Source organism: Streptomyces sp. NPDC053542 (assembly GCF_044544685.1).
Lineage (GTDB): Bacteria > Actinomycetota > Actinomycetes > Streptomycetales > Streptomycetaceae > Streptomyces.
Genome location: NZ_JBITXL010000009.1, coordinates 14917 through 29670 on the forward strand (window position 1 = coordinate 14917; position 14754 = coordinate 29670).

The following is a 14754-nucleotide window of genomic DNA, read 5'->3' on the forward strand; positions in this document are numbered from 1 at the left end:
GGGCGCTCCCTGAAGCGTCCCGGCACGTCAAAGGGCCCTCGGCGATCTCTCCGCCGGGGGCCCTGCTCGTACTTCCCGCTCACCGCGTCAGGCTGCGGTGACGACCTGCCCGGTGCCCATCGGCCGGTGCGGGTCGATGACCTGCCCGTCCGGCAGGAGCTCACCGGTGTCCTCGAAGAGGAGGACGCCGTTGCACAACAGGCTCCAGCCCTGCTCCGGGTGGTGCGCCACGAGATGGGCGGCCTCCCGGTCGGCGGACTCTGCTGACGGACACGGTGGCTGGTGCTGGCACATGGATGCTGTCTTTCGCTGCGGTGTGGTGGTGGACGTCTTCCTGCGGCTCGATGCACTGTTCATTTCGCCGCTCCCCCCGTTCGGTAGTTCGCTCCCAGTGTTGCCCTACGGACGTGATTCCGCAGGGATTTCGCAGCAGCGGTACTTACTGGATGAAGACGCATCACCCGTGCGGGCGGTTGCCGCCTCTCGTAGCGCACCTTTGGGTGGTCTCGACTGGTCATTGTGGGCTAGTCACCCGGCGGAACGATGCGTTCGGGGCGCCCACCGGACAGCAGTGCGCCCCGCGGCGAGGAGAACCGCGGGGCGCACTCCGGCGAATCGGAACCCGTCCGGTACGCGGCGCTTCGAGGGACGCCGCGTCCGGGGCCCCTAGGCCGGCGAGCTCATAAGGGACGCGGGCGTGAGGCGGAGCGTGAGACGGGACAGAAGCTCGGCGACACGGTGCGGACGGTGGGCGGCGATACCGGGGGGAGCCGGGGCCAGTGGGACCAACAGGTCCCCCGCCCCCGGGCAGCCCTCGGCGCCGTCCGCCGTGATGTCCTCGTGCAGCCACAGCGTGAGCATGTACAGCTCCGGTACGGACAGCAGCCGTGGCTGGTACGCGGCGGGCATGGATTCGGCCTGGTGCAGGGCCCGTTCGATCGCGGACACGTACGGACCCTCGCCGAAGTGCGAGAACGCCCAGCCGTCCGGCGTGAGCATGGCGTCCGCCGTGGCCAGCGCGTGCTCGCCGCCGCGGATGAGGAATCGCCAGCCGGTCAGGCGGGTACGCGGGGTGCCGCGACGGGAGACGTCGTCGAGCACATGGACGGGCAGGGGGCGTTCGGGACGCAGGGGCCCCTGGTGGACACGGAGGGCGGGGGTCGGGGCCTCACGTACGGCGGCAGGAGAGCCGAGGGCGGTGAGGACGCTGCGCAGGGCGGGAGCAGGAGCAGGGGGTACATGCAGCGGCATGGTGGGTCGCCTCTCACTTGGGAGACACGGTGGTGCTGGGCAAGTGCGGACGGCGCTGTCAGCAGGCGGGAGCAGAGCGTGGCCGACCGGGGCCATGGCCCGGCGGGGGTGTCAGCCGCTGTGCCTCAGCCTCGGAAATGCCCCGCTAGCTGGGCGCCAACTCTCTGCCTCGTCCACGAAGTTTATACGACAGGTGTTCAGTGCTTGTTTCGACTACCGCTGACGGAGATTTTTGGCAAGTCGTATTACGGCCCGTTCTCCACGGTGTTTTCGATGCAATTATGCACCCCGCCGCTCCATGGACCTCGGATTACCCCGGCGACGCGGTCGGCCTGATGTCATCGTGCTTTGGAACAGGGCCAATGCGCGGGGCCCGAGCCACCTCGGTATGCCCACGGAATGTGCCATTCGGCTCGCGCTCCCCAGCCTATCGGGGGCACCCGGCTCCCCGAGGCGTTATCGAACCGATTGCCGGGCATCATCGACCGCACGGGCCCGCGGCCGCGGGTCGGCCACGTCAGGAGGGACGCTTCAATGGGGGAGAAGGTCACGGCCGGTGGAAATATCCACGACGACCGGCAGCGTTATCGAAGAAGGCTGAGCGAGTGCCTGGAGGGTTTGGCGAGGCTCCTGGACGAGAAGCGCTTCGACCGCCCGAAGAACCTCATGGGCATAGAGATAGAATTGAATCTTGCCAGCGCCGACGGCATGCCCAGGATGATGAACTCCGAGGTGCTGGAGCGCATCGCCAGCCGGGATTTCCAGACCGAGCTCGCCCAGTTCAATCTTGAAGTCAATATCCTGCCGCACCGCCTCTCCGGGCGCGTGCTGGACCAGCTCGCCGAAGAACTGCGCACCGGCCTCGCCTACGCCGACCGCAAGGCCCGCGAGGTCGCAGCCCGTATTGTCATGATCGGCATTCTGCCCACGCTCACCGCCGGGGACCTGGTCTCGTCGAACCTCTCCGAGGCCGACCGCTACACGCTCCTCAACAACGAGATGCGCGCCGCACGCGGCGAGGACTTCGAGATCGACATCGAAGGGGTGGAGCGGCTCACCGCCACCTCACCCTCCATCGCCCCCGAAGCCGCCTGCACCTCCGTACAACTGCACCTCCAGGTCACCCCGAACCGCTTCGCCGCCGTATGGAACGCCGCCCAGGCACTCACCGCCGTACAAGTCGCCATCGGCGCCAACTCGCCCTTCCTCTTCGGCCGCGAACTGTGGCGCGAGTCCCGGCCCCCCGTCTTCCAGCAGTCCACCGACACCCGCCCGCCCGAACTCCAGAGCCAGGGCGTCCGCCCGCGCACCTGGTTCGGTGAGCGCTGGATCGAATCGGCGCACGACCTCTTCGAAGAGAACGTCCGCTACTTTCCCCCGCTGCTCCCCATGTGCGGCGAGGAGGACCCGCTCGCCGTACTGGAGAAGGGCGGCGTGCCCGAACTCTCCGAACTCGTCCTGCACAACGGCACGGTCTACCGCTGGAACCGCCCCGTCTACGCCGTCGCCGAAGGCGTCCCCCACCTCCGCGTCGAGAACCGCGTGCTGCCGGCCGGCCCCACCGTCACCGACGTGATCGCCAACGCCGCCTTCTACTACGGCCTCGTACGGGCCCTGGCCGACGAACCCCGGCCCATCTGGACCCGGCTGCCGTTCGCCGCCGCCGCCGAGAACTTCGACACCGCCTGCCGCTACGGCATCGACGCCGCCCTCCAGTGGCCACGCCCCGGCCGCTCCGGTGGCATCGCCCAGATCCCCGCCGCACGCCTCGTCCTCCAGGAGCTGCTGCCCATGGCCGCCGCCGGACTGGACGGCTGGGGCGTGGCACCGGCCGACCGGGACTACTACCTCGGCGTCATCGAGGCACGCTGCCGCCGCCGCGTCAACGGCGCCTCCTGGCAGGCCGCCGCCTTCCACCGCGCCCTGCAGAGCGGCCTGGAGCGCGAGGAGGCGCTGGCCGCGATGACCCGGCGGTACAGCGAACTGATGCATGAGGGGCGGCCGGTGCATGAGTGGCCGGTGGAGGGAGTTGTGCAGGAGTGAGGAGCTGAGGAGTGAGGGGCTGGAGTGAGGGACTAAGGGGTTGAGGAGCTGAGCGGGCTGTAGAGGCTAGGTGGGGGCGCACGGGGCTGCCTGTACGCCCCCACCTTCTTGCCGTCCTGGGCGGGCCCCGTGCTGACGGCCTCCGGCCTTTCGGGCAAGCTGGCGGGGCAGTGGAGGCGTACCGGCGCGATCGCGGAACTGGAGGCAGGCGTGCAGTCCGAAGTGCACCCCGTGGCTGAATCTCTCCCCGACGAGGACCCGCCCGGCGGCCTCGCACGCCGCACCCTGAGAAGCGAGACGCTGATCGTCCTCGCGCTCTCCGTCGGCGCCAGCGCGGTGTCCGCCCTCATCAGCTTCACGGGATCACTCACCAAGCCCGGCGGCCTGAAGGACCAGGCGGCGAACCTCAACAGCTCGCAGGCGCCCGGCCGCCCATGGCTGGATCTCGCCTGGCAGCTCTTCGGGATCGCCACCGCGCTGGTCCCCGTACTGCTCGTCGCCCACCTGCTGCTCCGGGAGCGCGCAGGCGGCCTGCGCGCCCTCGGGTTCGACCGCCGGCGCCCCGGCTTCGACCTCGGGTGGGGACTCGTGGTGGCGGCCGGCATCGGAGGCAGCGGCCTGCTGCTCTACCTGGGGGCCAGGGCGGCCGGGGCCAACCTCACCGTCGTACCGGAATCGCTGCCCGACGTGTGGTGGAAGTTCCCGGTACTGATCGCCTCGGCGCTGCAGAACGCCGTACTGGAAGAAGTGATCGTCCTCGGCTACCTGCTGCGCCGCCTCGGCCAGTTGGGCTGGTCACCGATGGCCGCACTCATGGCCAGCTCGGTCCTCCGCGGCTCGTACCACCTGTACCAGGGCATCGGCGGCTTCATCGGCAACATGGTGATGGGCGCACTCTTCGTACTTATCTACCGCCGCTGTGGACGAATCGCCCCCCTCGTCGCCGCCCATGCCATCATCGACATCATCGCGTTCGCCGGCTACGCCCTCCTGGCGGGGAGAGTGGGGTGGCTGCCTACGGGGTGAGGCGAGGGGGAGGTGGGGGGGAGCCCCCCCCCCGCGGGCCCCCCGCGCAAAAACCCCCCCCCCCCCCCCCCCCCCCCCCCCCCCCCCCCCCCCCCCCCCCCCCCCCCCCCCCCCCCCCCCCCCCCCCCCCGTACTCCGGCGGGGCCGCGGCACCCCCCGGGGGGGGGGGTGTGGGGGGGGGGGGCCTCGGGGGGGGGGGGGGGGGGGGGGGGGGGGGCAGCCCCCCCCCGGAGGCCGCCGAGCGAAAATCCCCCGCCCCGCCCCCTCCCGCCCAGCCCCGCTCCTCCCCACCCCTGCCCCCACCGGCCCCTGCCTCCACCCGCCCTGTCACCCTCCAGCCCGCCTGTCACCCTCCAGCCCGTGCCGCCTCCGTCAGTTCGCCGTCGATGACCGTCACCGCGCTGCCGCTCAGCAGCGTGCGCTCATCGCGCAGCGCAGTGCGCACGAAACCGGTACGCGCTGAGCCCTGCAGGCCGGTCAGTTCGTCGCGGCCCAGCCGCGCCGACCAGAAGGGCGCGAGCGCGGTGTGCGCGCTCCCCGTCACGGGATCCTCGTCAATGCCGACGCCCGGGAAGAAGCACCGCGTGGCGAAGTCGTAACCGCCGTCGGGGTCCTCGGCGCGCGCCGTCGCGATCACGCCCCGGCTGCCGAACCGGGTCAGCGCCGCGAGATCCGGCGACAGTTCGCGTACGGTCCGCTCGTCCGCCACCTCCACGAGCAGGTCCCCGACCTGCGCCCCCGTCTCGTACGTGGCGACCGGCTCGGTACCGAGCGCGGCGGCCAGCCCCTGCGGTACGGGCACCTCGGTGAGCGGCGCGGTCGGGAAGTCCATGGTGATGGAGCCGTCGGCCGATGCCGTGGTGATCAGTACTCCGCTGCGGGTCGCGAAGCGGACCGTTCCGGTGGCCGTCCCGGTGGAGTGCAGTACGTGCGCGGTGGCGAGCGTGGCGTGGCCGCACATGTCGACCTCGGTGGCGGGCGTGAGCCAGCGCAGCGCCCAGTCGGCCTCCTCGCTGTCCGGCAGCGGCAGCGCGAACGCGGTCTCGGAGAGGTTGACCTGGGCCGCGACCTGCTGCAGCCAGTGCTGGTCGGGGAACGAGGGGCCATCCAGCAGTACGACTCCCGCCGGGTTGCCGGCGAAGGGGCGGTCGGTGAAGGCGTTGACGATTCGGATTCGCATGGCGCGAGCCTAAGCACCGGAAATCCCGAGCGACGAGGTCCAATCCTGAGAAATTGGCCTGCAAGGCATCACTCTGTGGACTGGGTGTCCAGAGCCAGTTACCGGATCGTCCACCCAGCGCGCCCCGAACGCCCCGGGGTTCCGGTGCTCCCGCCGATGGCGCGCCGACAGAAACCCGCCAGTGAGTCCTTGCCGACCGAAGGCTTCCGATATATCGTTGAAGCATCGTGACAGATCAATGATGGGAGTGACGTAAAAATGCGTTCACATGGACACGAACACTGGGCAGCCGGGCGCCATGGCGGCGGCCGGGGTGAGTACGAGGGGCGGCGCGCCGCCTTCGGGCCGTTCGGGCCGCCCTTCGGTGGGCCTCCGTTCGGCGGCCGGGGTCGGGGAGGTCCGCGCGGCCGGGCGCGGCGCGGTGACGTGCGCGCCTCGATCCTGGCGCTCCTCAAGGACCGTCCGATGCACGGTTACGAGATGATCCAGGAGATCGCCGAGCGCAGTGGCGGCGCATGGAAGCCGAGCCCCGGCTCCGTGTACCCGACCCTTCAGCTGCTGGAGGACGAGGGCCTGATCGCCAGTCGGAGCGAGGGCGGCAAGAAGCTGTTCGAGCTCACCGACGAGGGGCGTGCGGCTGCGGAAAGCGGTTCGGACGCCCCTTGGGAAGAAGCCGGCCGCGGCGTGGACTGGGAGGCGATGCACGAGGTCCGCAAGGCGGGTGGTGGCCTGGTCGAGGCGTTCCGTCAGGTGTGGGCGACCGGGACGCCCGAGCAGCGCGAGAAGGCGATCACGGTCGTCAACCGGGCGCGGAAGGAGCTGTACCTGATCCTCGCGGAGGACGAGTGAGAGAGACGGCGAGGCCGTGGCCGGTGCACAGACCGGCCACGGCCTTCGCGGCCAGGCGTGACCCGGCAGCACGTAGTGAGCGTGATCAGGCGACCAGCCGTGCGAGTCTGCCGAGTGACTCCTCGAGCGCGGACGTCGCCGAGTCCCTGAGCTTGCCGGCCATCAGCGACACGGCCGCGCCGGTGAACGAACCGTCGATCCGTACGGTCGTCGCGCCGCCCTGCTCCCCGGTCGTCCCCTCACTCTCCGGTACGAGCGCATACCGCATCCCGAGGGTCACGCCCATCGGACCCTTGCCCCGGAGGTCGAGCAGGCGGGTGGGTTCCGCAGCGCGTACCGTCCAGGTCACCTCCGCCGGAAAGCCCATGAGCTTCATGTTCTCCGCGTAAGTGGCCCCGGCTTCCAGTGCCGTCGGGCCCCCTTCGGGGAAGCTGGTGTGGGTGGCATTCCACTGGCCGTAACCGTCGAAATCGGTCAGGCGGTCCCAAATCTTCTCCGCCGGTGCTTCTATGCGGGCCTGGGCGGTGACATCGGCCATGCGGGCACCCCTTCGGTTCCTGAGTGGTGCCGCGGAAGGTAGCCGCCGAAGGTGCAAGGTTCAATACTGATGGGCCGTCAGGTTTCGGGGGCGTACTGGTGTGGCGCCGGGCGCGCGTTCGTGCCTCCAGCGCATCCTTGATCGCCGATCGCGCGCCGGGCATATCCTCCGTAGGGATGAGATTTCGTTCTCGCGCACCCAACCACGGTGGGATGCGCAAATGCTCCCTCCCGGGGATGTTCCGGTAGCAAGAGGCTGGTGGGGTGGGTTCTGTGCAAAACCGTACTGCGTACAACAGCGGAGGTGGTCCGTCGCCGGAGGACCTCGACGCTTTCCTGACCGCCGAGCTCGCGTCGGTACTGTCGTCTGCCCGCAGGCGGGCCACGCGCGACGGCGACCGGCAGGTGGACACCGCCCACCTCCTGCACGGCCTCCTCGAATCCGACCCCGCCGTACGGGAGATGGTCGACCCCGAAGGCGTCAGGATCGCGCGCCTCCTCGGGTACCTCGTCCAGCGCAGCATCGGTTATGGACTGCAGTGGCACGGCACGGTGGAGGACTCCGGGGCGGTGCCGATGGTGACCGAGGGCGGCGTCCCGGGCTGGTCACCTGCCGCTGCGGCTGCGATGGACGGCGCGCGGGATCGCGCGCACGCCCGCTATGCCCTCCGTGCCGAATGCCTCGATCTGCTGGCCGCGCTCGTGGACGACGGGGAATGCCGTGCCGTTGAGGTACTGCGCCGGGCTTCGATCGACATGGCGGAGCTCGCGGCACGCCTGGACCGGCAGACGCAGGGCGCGCTGGTCGAGGACGAGCGGTAACTCCCTCACCGAACCGCACTCTCCTCATACCGCCCTTTGGGGGCCGAACACTTCCCAACGCTCCCTGCCGCGTCTCGCGACAGGGGCATCGGTGGTGACGCTGCTGACCTCCCCTGTCATCATGTGCGGATGCACGCGACTGTGGAGACGGAATCGAGCCAAAGGGGCGCGGGAAGAGGCTTCGGCCTCGGCCTGGCCCTGCTGTCGGCGTTGGCGTTCGGCGGATCGGGCGTGGTCGCCAAACCGCTGATCGCGGCTGGCCTGGAGCCCTTGCACGTCACCTGGTTGCGAAGCGCGGGCGCTGCGCTCGTCATGCTGCCCCTCGCCTGGCGCCACCGCGCCCTGTTGCGCCGTCGCCCCGCGCTGCTGGCGGGCTTCGGACTGCTCGCCGTCGCGGGCGTCCAGGCATGCTATTTCGCCGCGCTGTCCCGGATCCCGGTCGGCGTCGCGCTGCTCATCGAATACCTGGCGCCCGCCCTGGTCCTGGGCTGGGTGCGCTTCGTACAGCGCCGGCCCGTCAGCCGCGCCGCCGCGGTCGGTGCCGTCCTCGCCGTCGGCGGTCTCGCCTGCGTCGTGGAGGTGTGGGCCGGGCTGAGCTTCGACGTATTCGGGCTGGCGCTCGCGCTGGGCGCGGCCTGCTGCCAGGTGGGGTACTTCGTCCTCTCCGACCACGGCGGCGACGGCGACGAGGCCACCCATCCGCTCGGAGTGATCGCGTACGGCCTGCTCTTCGGCGCACTCGTACTGACCGTGGTCGCGCGCCCCTGGTCCATGGACTGGTCGGTGCTCGTCGGCGCCGCGGACATGAACGGTACGAGCGTCCCCGCCGTGCTGCTTCTCGCGTGGCTCGTGCTGATGGCGACGGTGCTCGCCTACCTCACCGGCGTGATCTCCATCCGCCGGCTCTCGCCGCAGGTCGCCGGCGTCGTCGCCTGCCTGGAGGCGGTGATCGCCACCGTACTGGCCTGGGTGCTGCTCGGCGAGCACCTGTCCGCGCCGCAGATCATCGGCGGCGCGGTGGTACTGATCGGCGCCTTCATCGCGCAGTCCACCACGCCCAAGGCGCCCCGGGACGTGGCATCGCAGCACGATGGCGAGGCGCACGCGGAAGCCGCCTTGCCGGCCGGTACAGCGGGCACGCCCGGCACGTAAGCGGCACTGCTGGCGAATCCTTCGGCGGCTGAGCGTGACGTGTGACGTCGGCCTTCATGACCCGTTGTGGTCGTGACGGCCGACGTTGCGTTTGGGGAGGGTATCGGTGTCGTCGCACGCCAGGAAGGTCGACGGGGTTGGGCGAGCTGTTCCTGGACGCGGACTTGGTGCGGCGCCGGTGTCACGGTCTGGCCGAAGCCCGGTTACCACACCGGCTCACCGCCGCCGCGATGAACTTTCACCGCCTCAATGCCTGGTGGACCAACGCCCCCAGAGCCGGTACTCGGATCTCCCGCCCGGCAGCCCGCCGGCCGGCCAGGTAGGACTCAGGTCGGCCGCGGACCGCGGAATCCGGCATTGCCGTGACGGACAGTGAGGCACTAGGGTTGGCCAGGTGACTGCCGGGTCGGCCATGGGCCATTCAAGAGTGAGGCACCCGGCCTCGGCGTGAGCACGAGGCGGGCAAGAGGCCCGCCGCTTCTCCGTGTCTTCCCTCCCAGCGCCCACGCGCGGCGCTTCCCATCGGATTCAAGACTCGGAGCCACGTCCACACATGCCACATGAGCAGCAGCACCAGCACGCATACGAGCTGCCGGCCACCGTCCAGCTGAACCACATCGCCATCTACGCTACGGACCGGCAGCTGTCGGCCGAGTTCATCGCCGCGATTCTGGGTCTGAAGGTCGGCGCCCCCTTCGGGCCGTTCCTGCCCGTCGACTTGGGCAACGGCGTGACACTCGACTACTACGAGAAGCGCGACGAGCCGATCCAGTCGCAGCACTACGCGTTCCTCGTGCCCGACGAGCAGTTCGACACCATGATCGCCCGCCTGGAGACGGTCGGGGTCACCTACTACGCCGACCCCAGCCACACCGAGCCCGGGCAGATCAACCGCCTCTTCGGCGGGCGCGGCGCCTACTTCGACGACCCGGACGGCCACAACATGGAAATCATGACGCGGCCGTACGCACGGCCGTAGCAGACCGCCCAACAGGGGCTGGCCCTCCCCGCCCTGCGGCTCCCCAGCACCCGCGCCGAACCCACGCCCGGGGCGGGTAGTTGGGGAGCCGTTTGCCGTAAGCGTCCCGGGGGCCGTCGTATGGCGGACCTCAGAGGTTCTTGAGGTAGGCGGGCAGGGGGACGTCGGGGGCCAGGTCGGCGGACGGTATGGGGGCGCCGTATACAGGTGCCACGGGGACGACGCCGCTCCAGTGGGGGAGGGCGAGGTCCTCGGGCTCGTCGTTCGGACCGCCGGTACGGATCTTGGCGGAGACCTCGGTCAGGTCGAGCCGGATGACGGCCGTGGCGGCCAGCTCCTTGGCGTTTCCGGGGCGGGAGTCGGCGGCGCGGCCGGGCAGTACCTGGTCCACCAGCGCGTCGAGTGCCGCGTTCTTCTCCTCGGGGTCGGTGACCTGGTGGGCGGTGCCGTGCACCACGACGCTGCGGTAGTTGAGGGAGTGGTGGAAGGCGGAGCGGGCGAGGACCAGGCCGTCGACGTGGGTGACGGTCACGCACACCTCGAGACCGGGGTCGGCCTGGCCGGCCATGCGCAGCGGCCGCGAGCCCGTGGAGCCGTGCAGGTAGAGGCGGCTGCCGACGCGGCCGTAGAGCGTGGGCAGTACGACCGGGGCGCCGTCGCGCACGAAGCCGAGATGGCAGACGTATCCGGCGTCGAGGATGGCGTGGACGGTGTCGTGGTCGTACGCGGCGCGGTGGGCGGACCGCGTCGGGACCGTGCGCTCGCTCGGGGCGTAGGCGGGGGATGAGCCGTCACCGGCGCCGGCGACGGACTCGGCGCCGGTCTCGGCAGCGTTCTTGGCGACGGTGGCGAACTCGGAGCTGTCGTCGGACGTTGCGGGAGATACGGGCTCGGGCATCTTGCCAACTCCATTGCACTAGTGCATAATCAAGTTTGTGCTAGGAGAGTATCGGATCGAAGGGCGGCGCGCATCGGAAATTGCCGCCAGCGTCGAGCGAGCCATCGGTGCGGGCGAGCTCCTACCAGGCGAAGTCCTGCCCCCCATGCGGGAGTTGGCCGTCTATCTAGAGGTGAATCCCAATACGGTCGCGTCCGCATACCGGACTTTGCGGGACCGCGGAGTGGTCGAGACCGGGGGACGGCGCGGCACCCGGGTGCGTCCGCGGCCGACGAGCACGCCGCGCGAGGCGCTGCGGGTCGAGGTGCCGCCGGGCGTGCGGAATGTGTCCGACGGCAATCCCGACCCCGCGCTGCTCCCCGCGCTCGGGCCGGCGCTCGCCGCGGCCGCGGAGCGGGCCACGGCCCGCCCGACGCTGTACGGCGCCCCCTTGATCGACGAGGAGCTGGCCGGCCGGGCGCGGGCCGCACTGGATGCCGATGGTGTGCCGGCCGGCCCGGTCGCCGTGACCTCCGGCTCGCTCGACGCTATTGAGCGGGTGCTCGCCGCGCATCTCCGTCCCGGCGACGCGGTGGCGGTCGAGGACCCCGGCTGGGGGAGCCTGCTGGATCTCATTCCGGCGCTGGGCCTGCGCCCTGTTCCGGTGGCGATCGATGAGGACGGGCCGCTGCCGACGGAGCTGGAGCGGGCGTTGGCGCTCGGGGTGCGGGCGGCGATCGTCACGGACCGCGCGCAGAATCCGACCGGAGCGGCGGTGGGCGCCGCGCGCGCCGAGGAGCTCCGGTCGCTGCTGGCCGAGTATCCGACCGTGCTGCTGATCGAGGACGATCACGGCCATCACATCGTCGACGTCCCGCTGCATCCGCTGGCGGGGGTGACCGATCACTGGGTCATGGTGCGGTCGACGGCCAAGGCGTACGGGCCGGACCTGCGGCTGGCGGTGCTCACGGGCGATGAGGTCACGGTGGACCGGGTGCGCGGGCGGCAGCGCCTCGGCCCCGGCTGGGTCAGTCATCTGCTGCAGGACACGTTGATCCATCTCTGGCAGACGGATGCCGTGGACCCGAGCGAGGTCGCCGGATCCTACGGGCGCCGCCGCGACGCTCTCATACGGGCCCTGGCCGACCGGGGCGTCGCGGCGCAGGGCCGCAGCGGGATGAATGTCTGGGTGCCGGTCCCCGAGGAGACGGGCACGGTGTCGCGGCTGCTGCACGCCGGCTGGGCGGTGGCGCCCGGCGCGCGGTTCCGGATGGACTCCCCGCCCGGGATACGTGTCACCGTGTCCTCCCTCTCGCACGGCGACACCGAGCCGCTCGCCGAGGCCATAGCGGCCGCCTGCCTGCCGGGGGAGGCTCGCCGGTACGACTGACCGGTGCGGCCCCGCTGGTTCTACTGGTTCTGCTGGCTCTTCAGGCGCTGGTGGAGTTCGGCGAGGTCGGTGAGGAACCAGGTCTGGCGTCCGCGGTTGCATTCCCTGACGAAGTCCCGCAGGGCTGAACTGGCCGCCGTATGACGGGAGATGTCGCCGAGGACGACGAGCCCTGTGCGGTAGTTGACGAACTTCTGGACGATGTCGCCGGCGACGCGGGTGCGCAGCTGGAAGAACCGCTCGTCGAGCCGTTCGGCGGGGATGACGACCCACTCGGCGCCCTGGTAGGAGGCGTTGCCGATGAGATCCAGGACGTCGCGTTCGTCGGCGATGACCTGCCCGTCCTCCGAGGCCCTGTCCCCTGAGGTCCTGTCCTCCGAAGCCCCGTCCCCGGAGGCCCTGTCCTCGGACGGCCCGTCTTCGGGCGCCCCGTCCTCGGAGGCGTAGATCAGGACGGGCACGTCATGGATCGTCTGCAGGGTCAGGGTGCTCATGGAGGGTGAGAGTAACGGGGGACGGGGGTGCGGTCGACGTAATTACCCGGGCGGGGGCCGCCGTCAGTACCAGGTCATTCGGTCGGGCGGGGGCGGCTTTGGGTGAGGGCGGCGCCGGCGAGGACGATCAGGGCGCCGACGGGGGTGTTCCAGGTGAGGCGTTCGTCCAGGACGGCGACGCCGGCGGCGGTGGCGATGACCGGGATGAAGTACGTGACCATCTGCGCGGTGGTGGGGCCGACTTCGGCGACCAGACCGTACTGGAGGAGGAAGGCGAGGCCGGTGCCGAGGGCGCCGAGGGCAATGACGGCCAGCAGGGGGACGACGGGGAACGAGGTGGGGAGAGAGGTGAAGAACGGGGTGACCACGGCCAGTTGGAGCGTGGCCAGCATCAGCTGGGCGCTTGACATGGAGAGGCTGGAGTTGTCGCTGCCCGCGAGGGTGCGGCGGACGTAGATCCAGCCGATCGGGTAGCAGAGCGAGGCGCCCAGCGCCATGAACGTGCCCAGCGGGTCCGTGCCGGAGAAGCCCTGCCAGGCGCCGAGGACGGTCAGCACGCCGAGGAACCCGAGGCCGAGCCCCGCGACGCGGCGGCGGGTGGGGCGGTCCTCGGAGAGTGCCACCACGGACAGGGCCATGCCCCACAGCGGGGAGGTGGCGTTGCAAATGCCCGCCAGGGTGGAGGGGATGGTCAGCTCGGAGTACGCGAAGAGCGAGAAGGGGAGGGCGTTGAGGAACAGGGCGGCCACCGCCAGGTGAGCCCAGGTCCGGAGGGTGCGGGGCAGCCGGTCCCGCTTGGCGACGAGTACGGCGGCCAGCACGGCCGTTCCGAAGGCCATGCGGCCGAGGGTGACGTGCAGAGGGGCGTAGCCCTGCGTGCCGACCTTGATGAACAGGAAGCTGAATCCCCAGATCAGCGCCAGGACGGCGAACCGGATGCGCCAGTCGACGGCGGACCGCGGCGCGGCCGGGGGAGTGGGCGACGCGAGGGGCTGCGAAGGGGAAGCAGGCGACGCGGGAGCCGGCGAAGGGGGAGCCGGAGAAGGGGGAGGGGCGGGGGTGGGTGTTGTGGTGGAACGGGAGGAGGAGGTGGCGGCGGTGGAGCTCATGGCTTACACGATCGTCCGTCTGTATCGCGTAGCACAAGTGAGAATTCGTGGGAGGCATCGCTTAGCATCGCTTATATGTTGAACATGGAGCGACTGCGGACGCTCAGTGCGGTGGCGCGGCACGGATCGGTGCGGGCGGCGGCCGAGGGGCTGCACGTCACCACCTCCGCCGTCTCGCAGCAACTGGCGAAGCTGGAGCGGGAGACGGGGCAGCAACTGCTGGCCAAGAACGGGCGGGGAGTACGGCTGACCGATGCGGGCCGACTGCTCGCCGGGCACGCCGCGCGCATCCTCTCGCAGGTCGAGCTGGCCGAGGCCGAGCTGGAGGCGCACCGTGGACAGGCGGTGGGCGAGCTGCGGATGGGGGCTTTCCCCACGGCGGCGCGCGGGCTGTTCCCCGACGCCCTGGCCGCGCTGGTCGTCGATCACCCGCAGTTGCGCGCGCGGCTGTGGGAGATGGAGCCGGGCGATTCGGTGCGGGCGGTGGTGCGCGGCGACATCGACCTGGGGGTCGTACTGGACTGGTACAACCGTCCGTTGTCGCTGCCGGAGGGGCTGGCGAAGGCTCCGCTGCTGGACGACCCGGCGGATGTCGCCATGCCGTCGGACCACCGGCTGGCGGGGCGGCGCACGGTGGAGCTGGAGGACTTCGCGGAGGACGCGTGGATCTCCTGGCCCCAGGGGGAGTTCTGCCACGACTGGCTGATGTTCACGCTGCGCAGCAAGGGGATCGAGCCGCGGATCGCGCACATGGCCGAGGAGCACGGTACGCAGCTCGCGCTGATCGCGAGGGGACTGGGGGTGGCGGTGGCGCCGCGGCTCGGGCGGGGGCCGGTGCCGGAGGGGGTGAGCGTGGTGCCCGTACGGCATCCGATGCGGCGGCATGTGTACGCGATCTGGCGCGCGGACGCGGACCGCCGGCCGTCGATCCGCGCGGCGGTCGCGGCGTTGCGCGAGGTGGGCGGCGGAATGGAGATGTGAGAGGGGGCTGAAGCGTGACAGGAGGTTGGGGCCGGGGCCGGGGCCGGGGCCGGGGCTGGAAGTG

The 14754-nt window shown here is 70.9% G+C and carries 15 protein-coding genes; 8 read left to right on the forward strand and 7 right to left on the reverse strand.

The genetic code is table 11. The features are described 5' to 3' along the window. Positions 1-87 precede the first annotated feature (87 nt). Entirely contained in the window at positions 88-294 is a 207-nt protein-coding gene (locus ACIGXO_RS24575; RefSeq protein WP_030263889.1) for a DUF5999 family protein, read from the reverse strand. Positions 295-666: 372 nt separating this feature from the next. Then, positions 667-1251: a hypothetical protein gene (locus ACIGXO_RS24580; protein WP_399790703.1), complete on the reverse strand. Its 585-nt coding sequence runs from the start codon at positions 1249-1251 to the stop codon at positions 667-669. Positions 1252-1785: 534 nt separating this feature from the next. Here ACIGXO_RS24580 and ACIGXO_RS24585 point away from each other — a divergent pair. Then, positions 1786-3294, forward strand: coding sequence for a glutamate-cysteine ligase family protein (locus tag ACIGXO_RS24585; protein ID WP_399790706.1), 1509 nt, complete (start codon positions 1786-1788; stop codon positions 3292-3294). A gap of 231 nt (positions 3295-3525) precedes the next feature. Beyond that, positions 3526-4320: a CPBP family intramembrane glutamic endopeptidase gene (locus tag ACIGXO_RS24590; protein ID WP_399790709.1), complete on the forward strand. Its 795-nt coding sequence runs from the start codon at positions 3526-3528 to the stop codon at positions 4318-4320. Positions 4321-4666: 346 nt separating this feature from the next. Here ACIGXO_RS24590 and ACIGXO_RS24595 read toward each other — a convergent pair whose 3' ends face one another. Next, entirely contained in the window at positions 4667-5500 is an 834-nt protein-coding gene (locus ACIGXO_RS24595) for a PhzF family phenazine biosynthesis protein (RefSeq protein WP_399790712.1), read from the reverse strand. Between the two features lie 258 nt (positions 5501-5758). Here ACIGXO_RS24595 and ACIGXO_RS24600 point away from each other — a divergent pair, with 258 nt between their 5' ends. Further along, complete coding sequence (locus ACIGXO_RS24600) at positions 5759-6349, forward strand: PadR family transcriptional regulator (RefSeq protein WP_399790715.1); 591 nt, start codon at positions 5759-5761, stop codon at positions 6347-6349. 85 nt (positions 6350-6434) lie between these two features. Here ACIGXO_RS24600 and ACIGXO_RS24605 read toward each other — a convergent pair whose 3' ends face one another. Beyond that, entirely contained in the window at positions 6435-6887 is a 453-nt protein-coding gene (locus ACIGXO_RS24605) for an SRPBCC family protein (protein ID WP_399790718.1), read from the reverse strand. A 272-nt stretch (positions 6888-7159) separates the two neighbouring features. On the opposite strand from ACIGXO_RS24605, the gene ACIGXO_RS24610 reads away from it, so the two are divergent. The 3 genes from ACIGXO_RS24610 (at position 7160) to ACIGXO_RS24620 (ending at position 9839) form a co-directional block, all read left to right on the forward strand. Then, positions 7160-7708: a Clp protease N-terminal domain-containing protein gene (locus ACIGXO_RS24610; RefSeq protein WP_399790721.1), complete on the forward strand. Its 549-nt coding sequence runs from the start codon at positions 7160-7162 to the stop codon at positions 7706-7708. A gap of 129 nt (positions 7709-7837) precedes the next feature. Then, positions 7838-8860, forward strand: a complete 1023-nt coding sequence (locus ACIGXO_RS24615; RefSeq protein ID WP_399790724.1) for an EamA family transporter — start codon at positions 7838-7840, stop codon at positions 8858-8860. A gap of 553 nt (positions 8861-9413) precedes the next feature. Next, positions 9414-9839, forward strand: coding sequence for a VOC family protein (locus ACIGXO_RS24620; protein ID WP_399790727.1), 426 nt, complete (start codon positions 9414-9416; stop codon positions 9837-9839). Between the two features lie 130 nt (positions 9840-9969). Here the strand turns inward: ACIGXO_RS24620 and ACIGXO_RS24625 are convergent, their stop codons facing one another. Then, complete coding sequence (locus ACIGXO_RS24625) at positions 9970-10737, reverse strand: pyridoxamine 5'-phosphate oxidase family protein (protein ID WP_399790730.1); 768 nt, start codon at positions 10735-10737, stop codon at positions 9970-9972. A 37-nt stretch (positions 10738-10774) separates the two neighbouring features. Here ACIGXO_RS24625 and ACIGXO_RS24630 point away from each other — a divergent pair, with 37 nt between their 5' ends. Continuing rightward, entirely contained in the window at positions 10775-12106 is a 1332-nt protein-coding gene (locus ACIGXO_RS24630) for an aminotransferase class I/II-fold pyridoxal phosphate-dependent enzyme (protein WP_399790733.1), read from the forward strand. Positions 12107-12126: 20 nt separating this feature from the next. On the opposite strand, the gene ACIGXO_RS24635 is transcribed toward ACIGXO_RS24630, so the two are convergent. Continuing rightward, positions 12127-12600 (reverse strand): DUF4180 domain-containing protein, encoded by a 474-nt coding sequence (locus ACIGXO_RS24635; RefSeq protein WP_399790736.1) that lies wholly within the window; start codon positions 12598-12600, stop codon positions 12127-12129. A 74-nt stretch (positions 12601-12674) separates the two neighbouring features. After that, entirely contained in the window at positions 12675-13709 is a 1035-nt protein-coding gene (locus ACIGXO_RS24640; RefSeq protein ID WP_399790739.1) for a DMT family transporter, read from the reverse strand. 75 nt (positions 13710-13784) lie between these two features. Between ACIGXO_RS24640 and ACIGXO_RS24645 the strand changes: the two genes are divergently transcribed. After that, a complete protein-coding gene (locus tag ACIGXO_RS24645; RefSeq protein WP_399790742.1) occupies positions 13785-14690 on the forward strand; it encodes a LysR family transcriptional regulator in 906 nt (301 codons plus the stop codon). Positions 14691-14754: the final 64 nt, after the last annotated feature.

Bases quoted from the DNA above. Each gene is read 5' to 3' on its own strand.
- ACIGXO_RS24625 (WP_399790730.1), bottom strand. From the start codon at position 10,737: ATGCCCGAGCCCGTATCTCCCGCAACGTCCGACGACAGCTCCGAGTTC.
- ACIGXO_RS24635 (WP_399790736.1), bottom strand. From the start codon at position 12,600: ATGAGCACCCTGACCCTGCAGACGATCCATGACGTGCCCGTCCTGATC.
- ACIGXO_RS24600 (WP_399790715.1), top strand. From the start codon at position 5,759: ATGCGTTCACATGGACACGAACACTGGGCAGCCGGGCGCCATGGCGGC.
- ACIGXO_RS24615 (WP_399790724.1), top strand. From the start codon at position 7,838: ATGCACGCGACTGTGGAGACGGAATCGAGCCAAAGGGGCGCGGGAAGA.
- ACIGXO_RS24645 (WP_399790742.1), top strand. From the start codon at position 13,785: ATGTTGAACATGGAGCGACTGCGGACGCTCAGTGCGGTGGCGCGGCAC.
- ACIGXO_RS24640 (WP_399790739.1), bottom strand. From the start codon at position 13,709: ATGAGCTCCACCGCCGCCACCTCCTCCTCCCGTTCCACCACAACACCC.
- ACIGXO_RS24595 (WP_399790712.1), bottom strand. From the start codon at position 5,500: ATGCGAATCCGAATCGTCAACGCCTTCACCGACCGCCCCTTCGCCGGC.
- ACIGXO_RS24620 (WP_399790727.1), top strand. From the start codon at position 9,414: ATGCCACATGAGCAGCAGCACCAGCACGCATACGAGCTGCCGGCCACC.
- ACIGXO_RS24585 (WP_399790706.1), top strand. From the start codon at position 1,786: ATGGGGGAGAAGGTCACGGCCGGTGGAAATATCCACGACGACCGGCAG.
- ACIGXO_RS24575 (WP_030263889.1), bottom strand. From the start codon at position 294: ATGTGCCAGCACCAGCCACCGTGTCCGTCAGCAGAGTCCGCCGACCGG.
- ACIGXO_RS24580 (WP_399790703.1), bottom strand. From the start codon at position 1,251: ATGCCGCTGCATGTACCCCCTGCTCCTGCTCCCGCCCTGCGCAGCGTC.
- ACIGXO_RS24605 (WP_399790718.1), bottom strand. From the start codon at position 6,887: ATGGCCGATGTCACCGCCCAGGCCCGCATAGAAGCACCGGCGGAGAAG.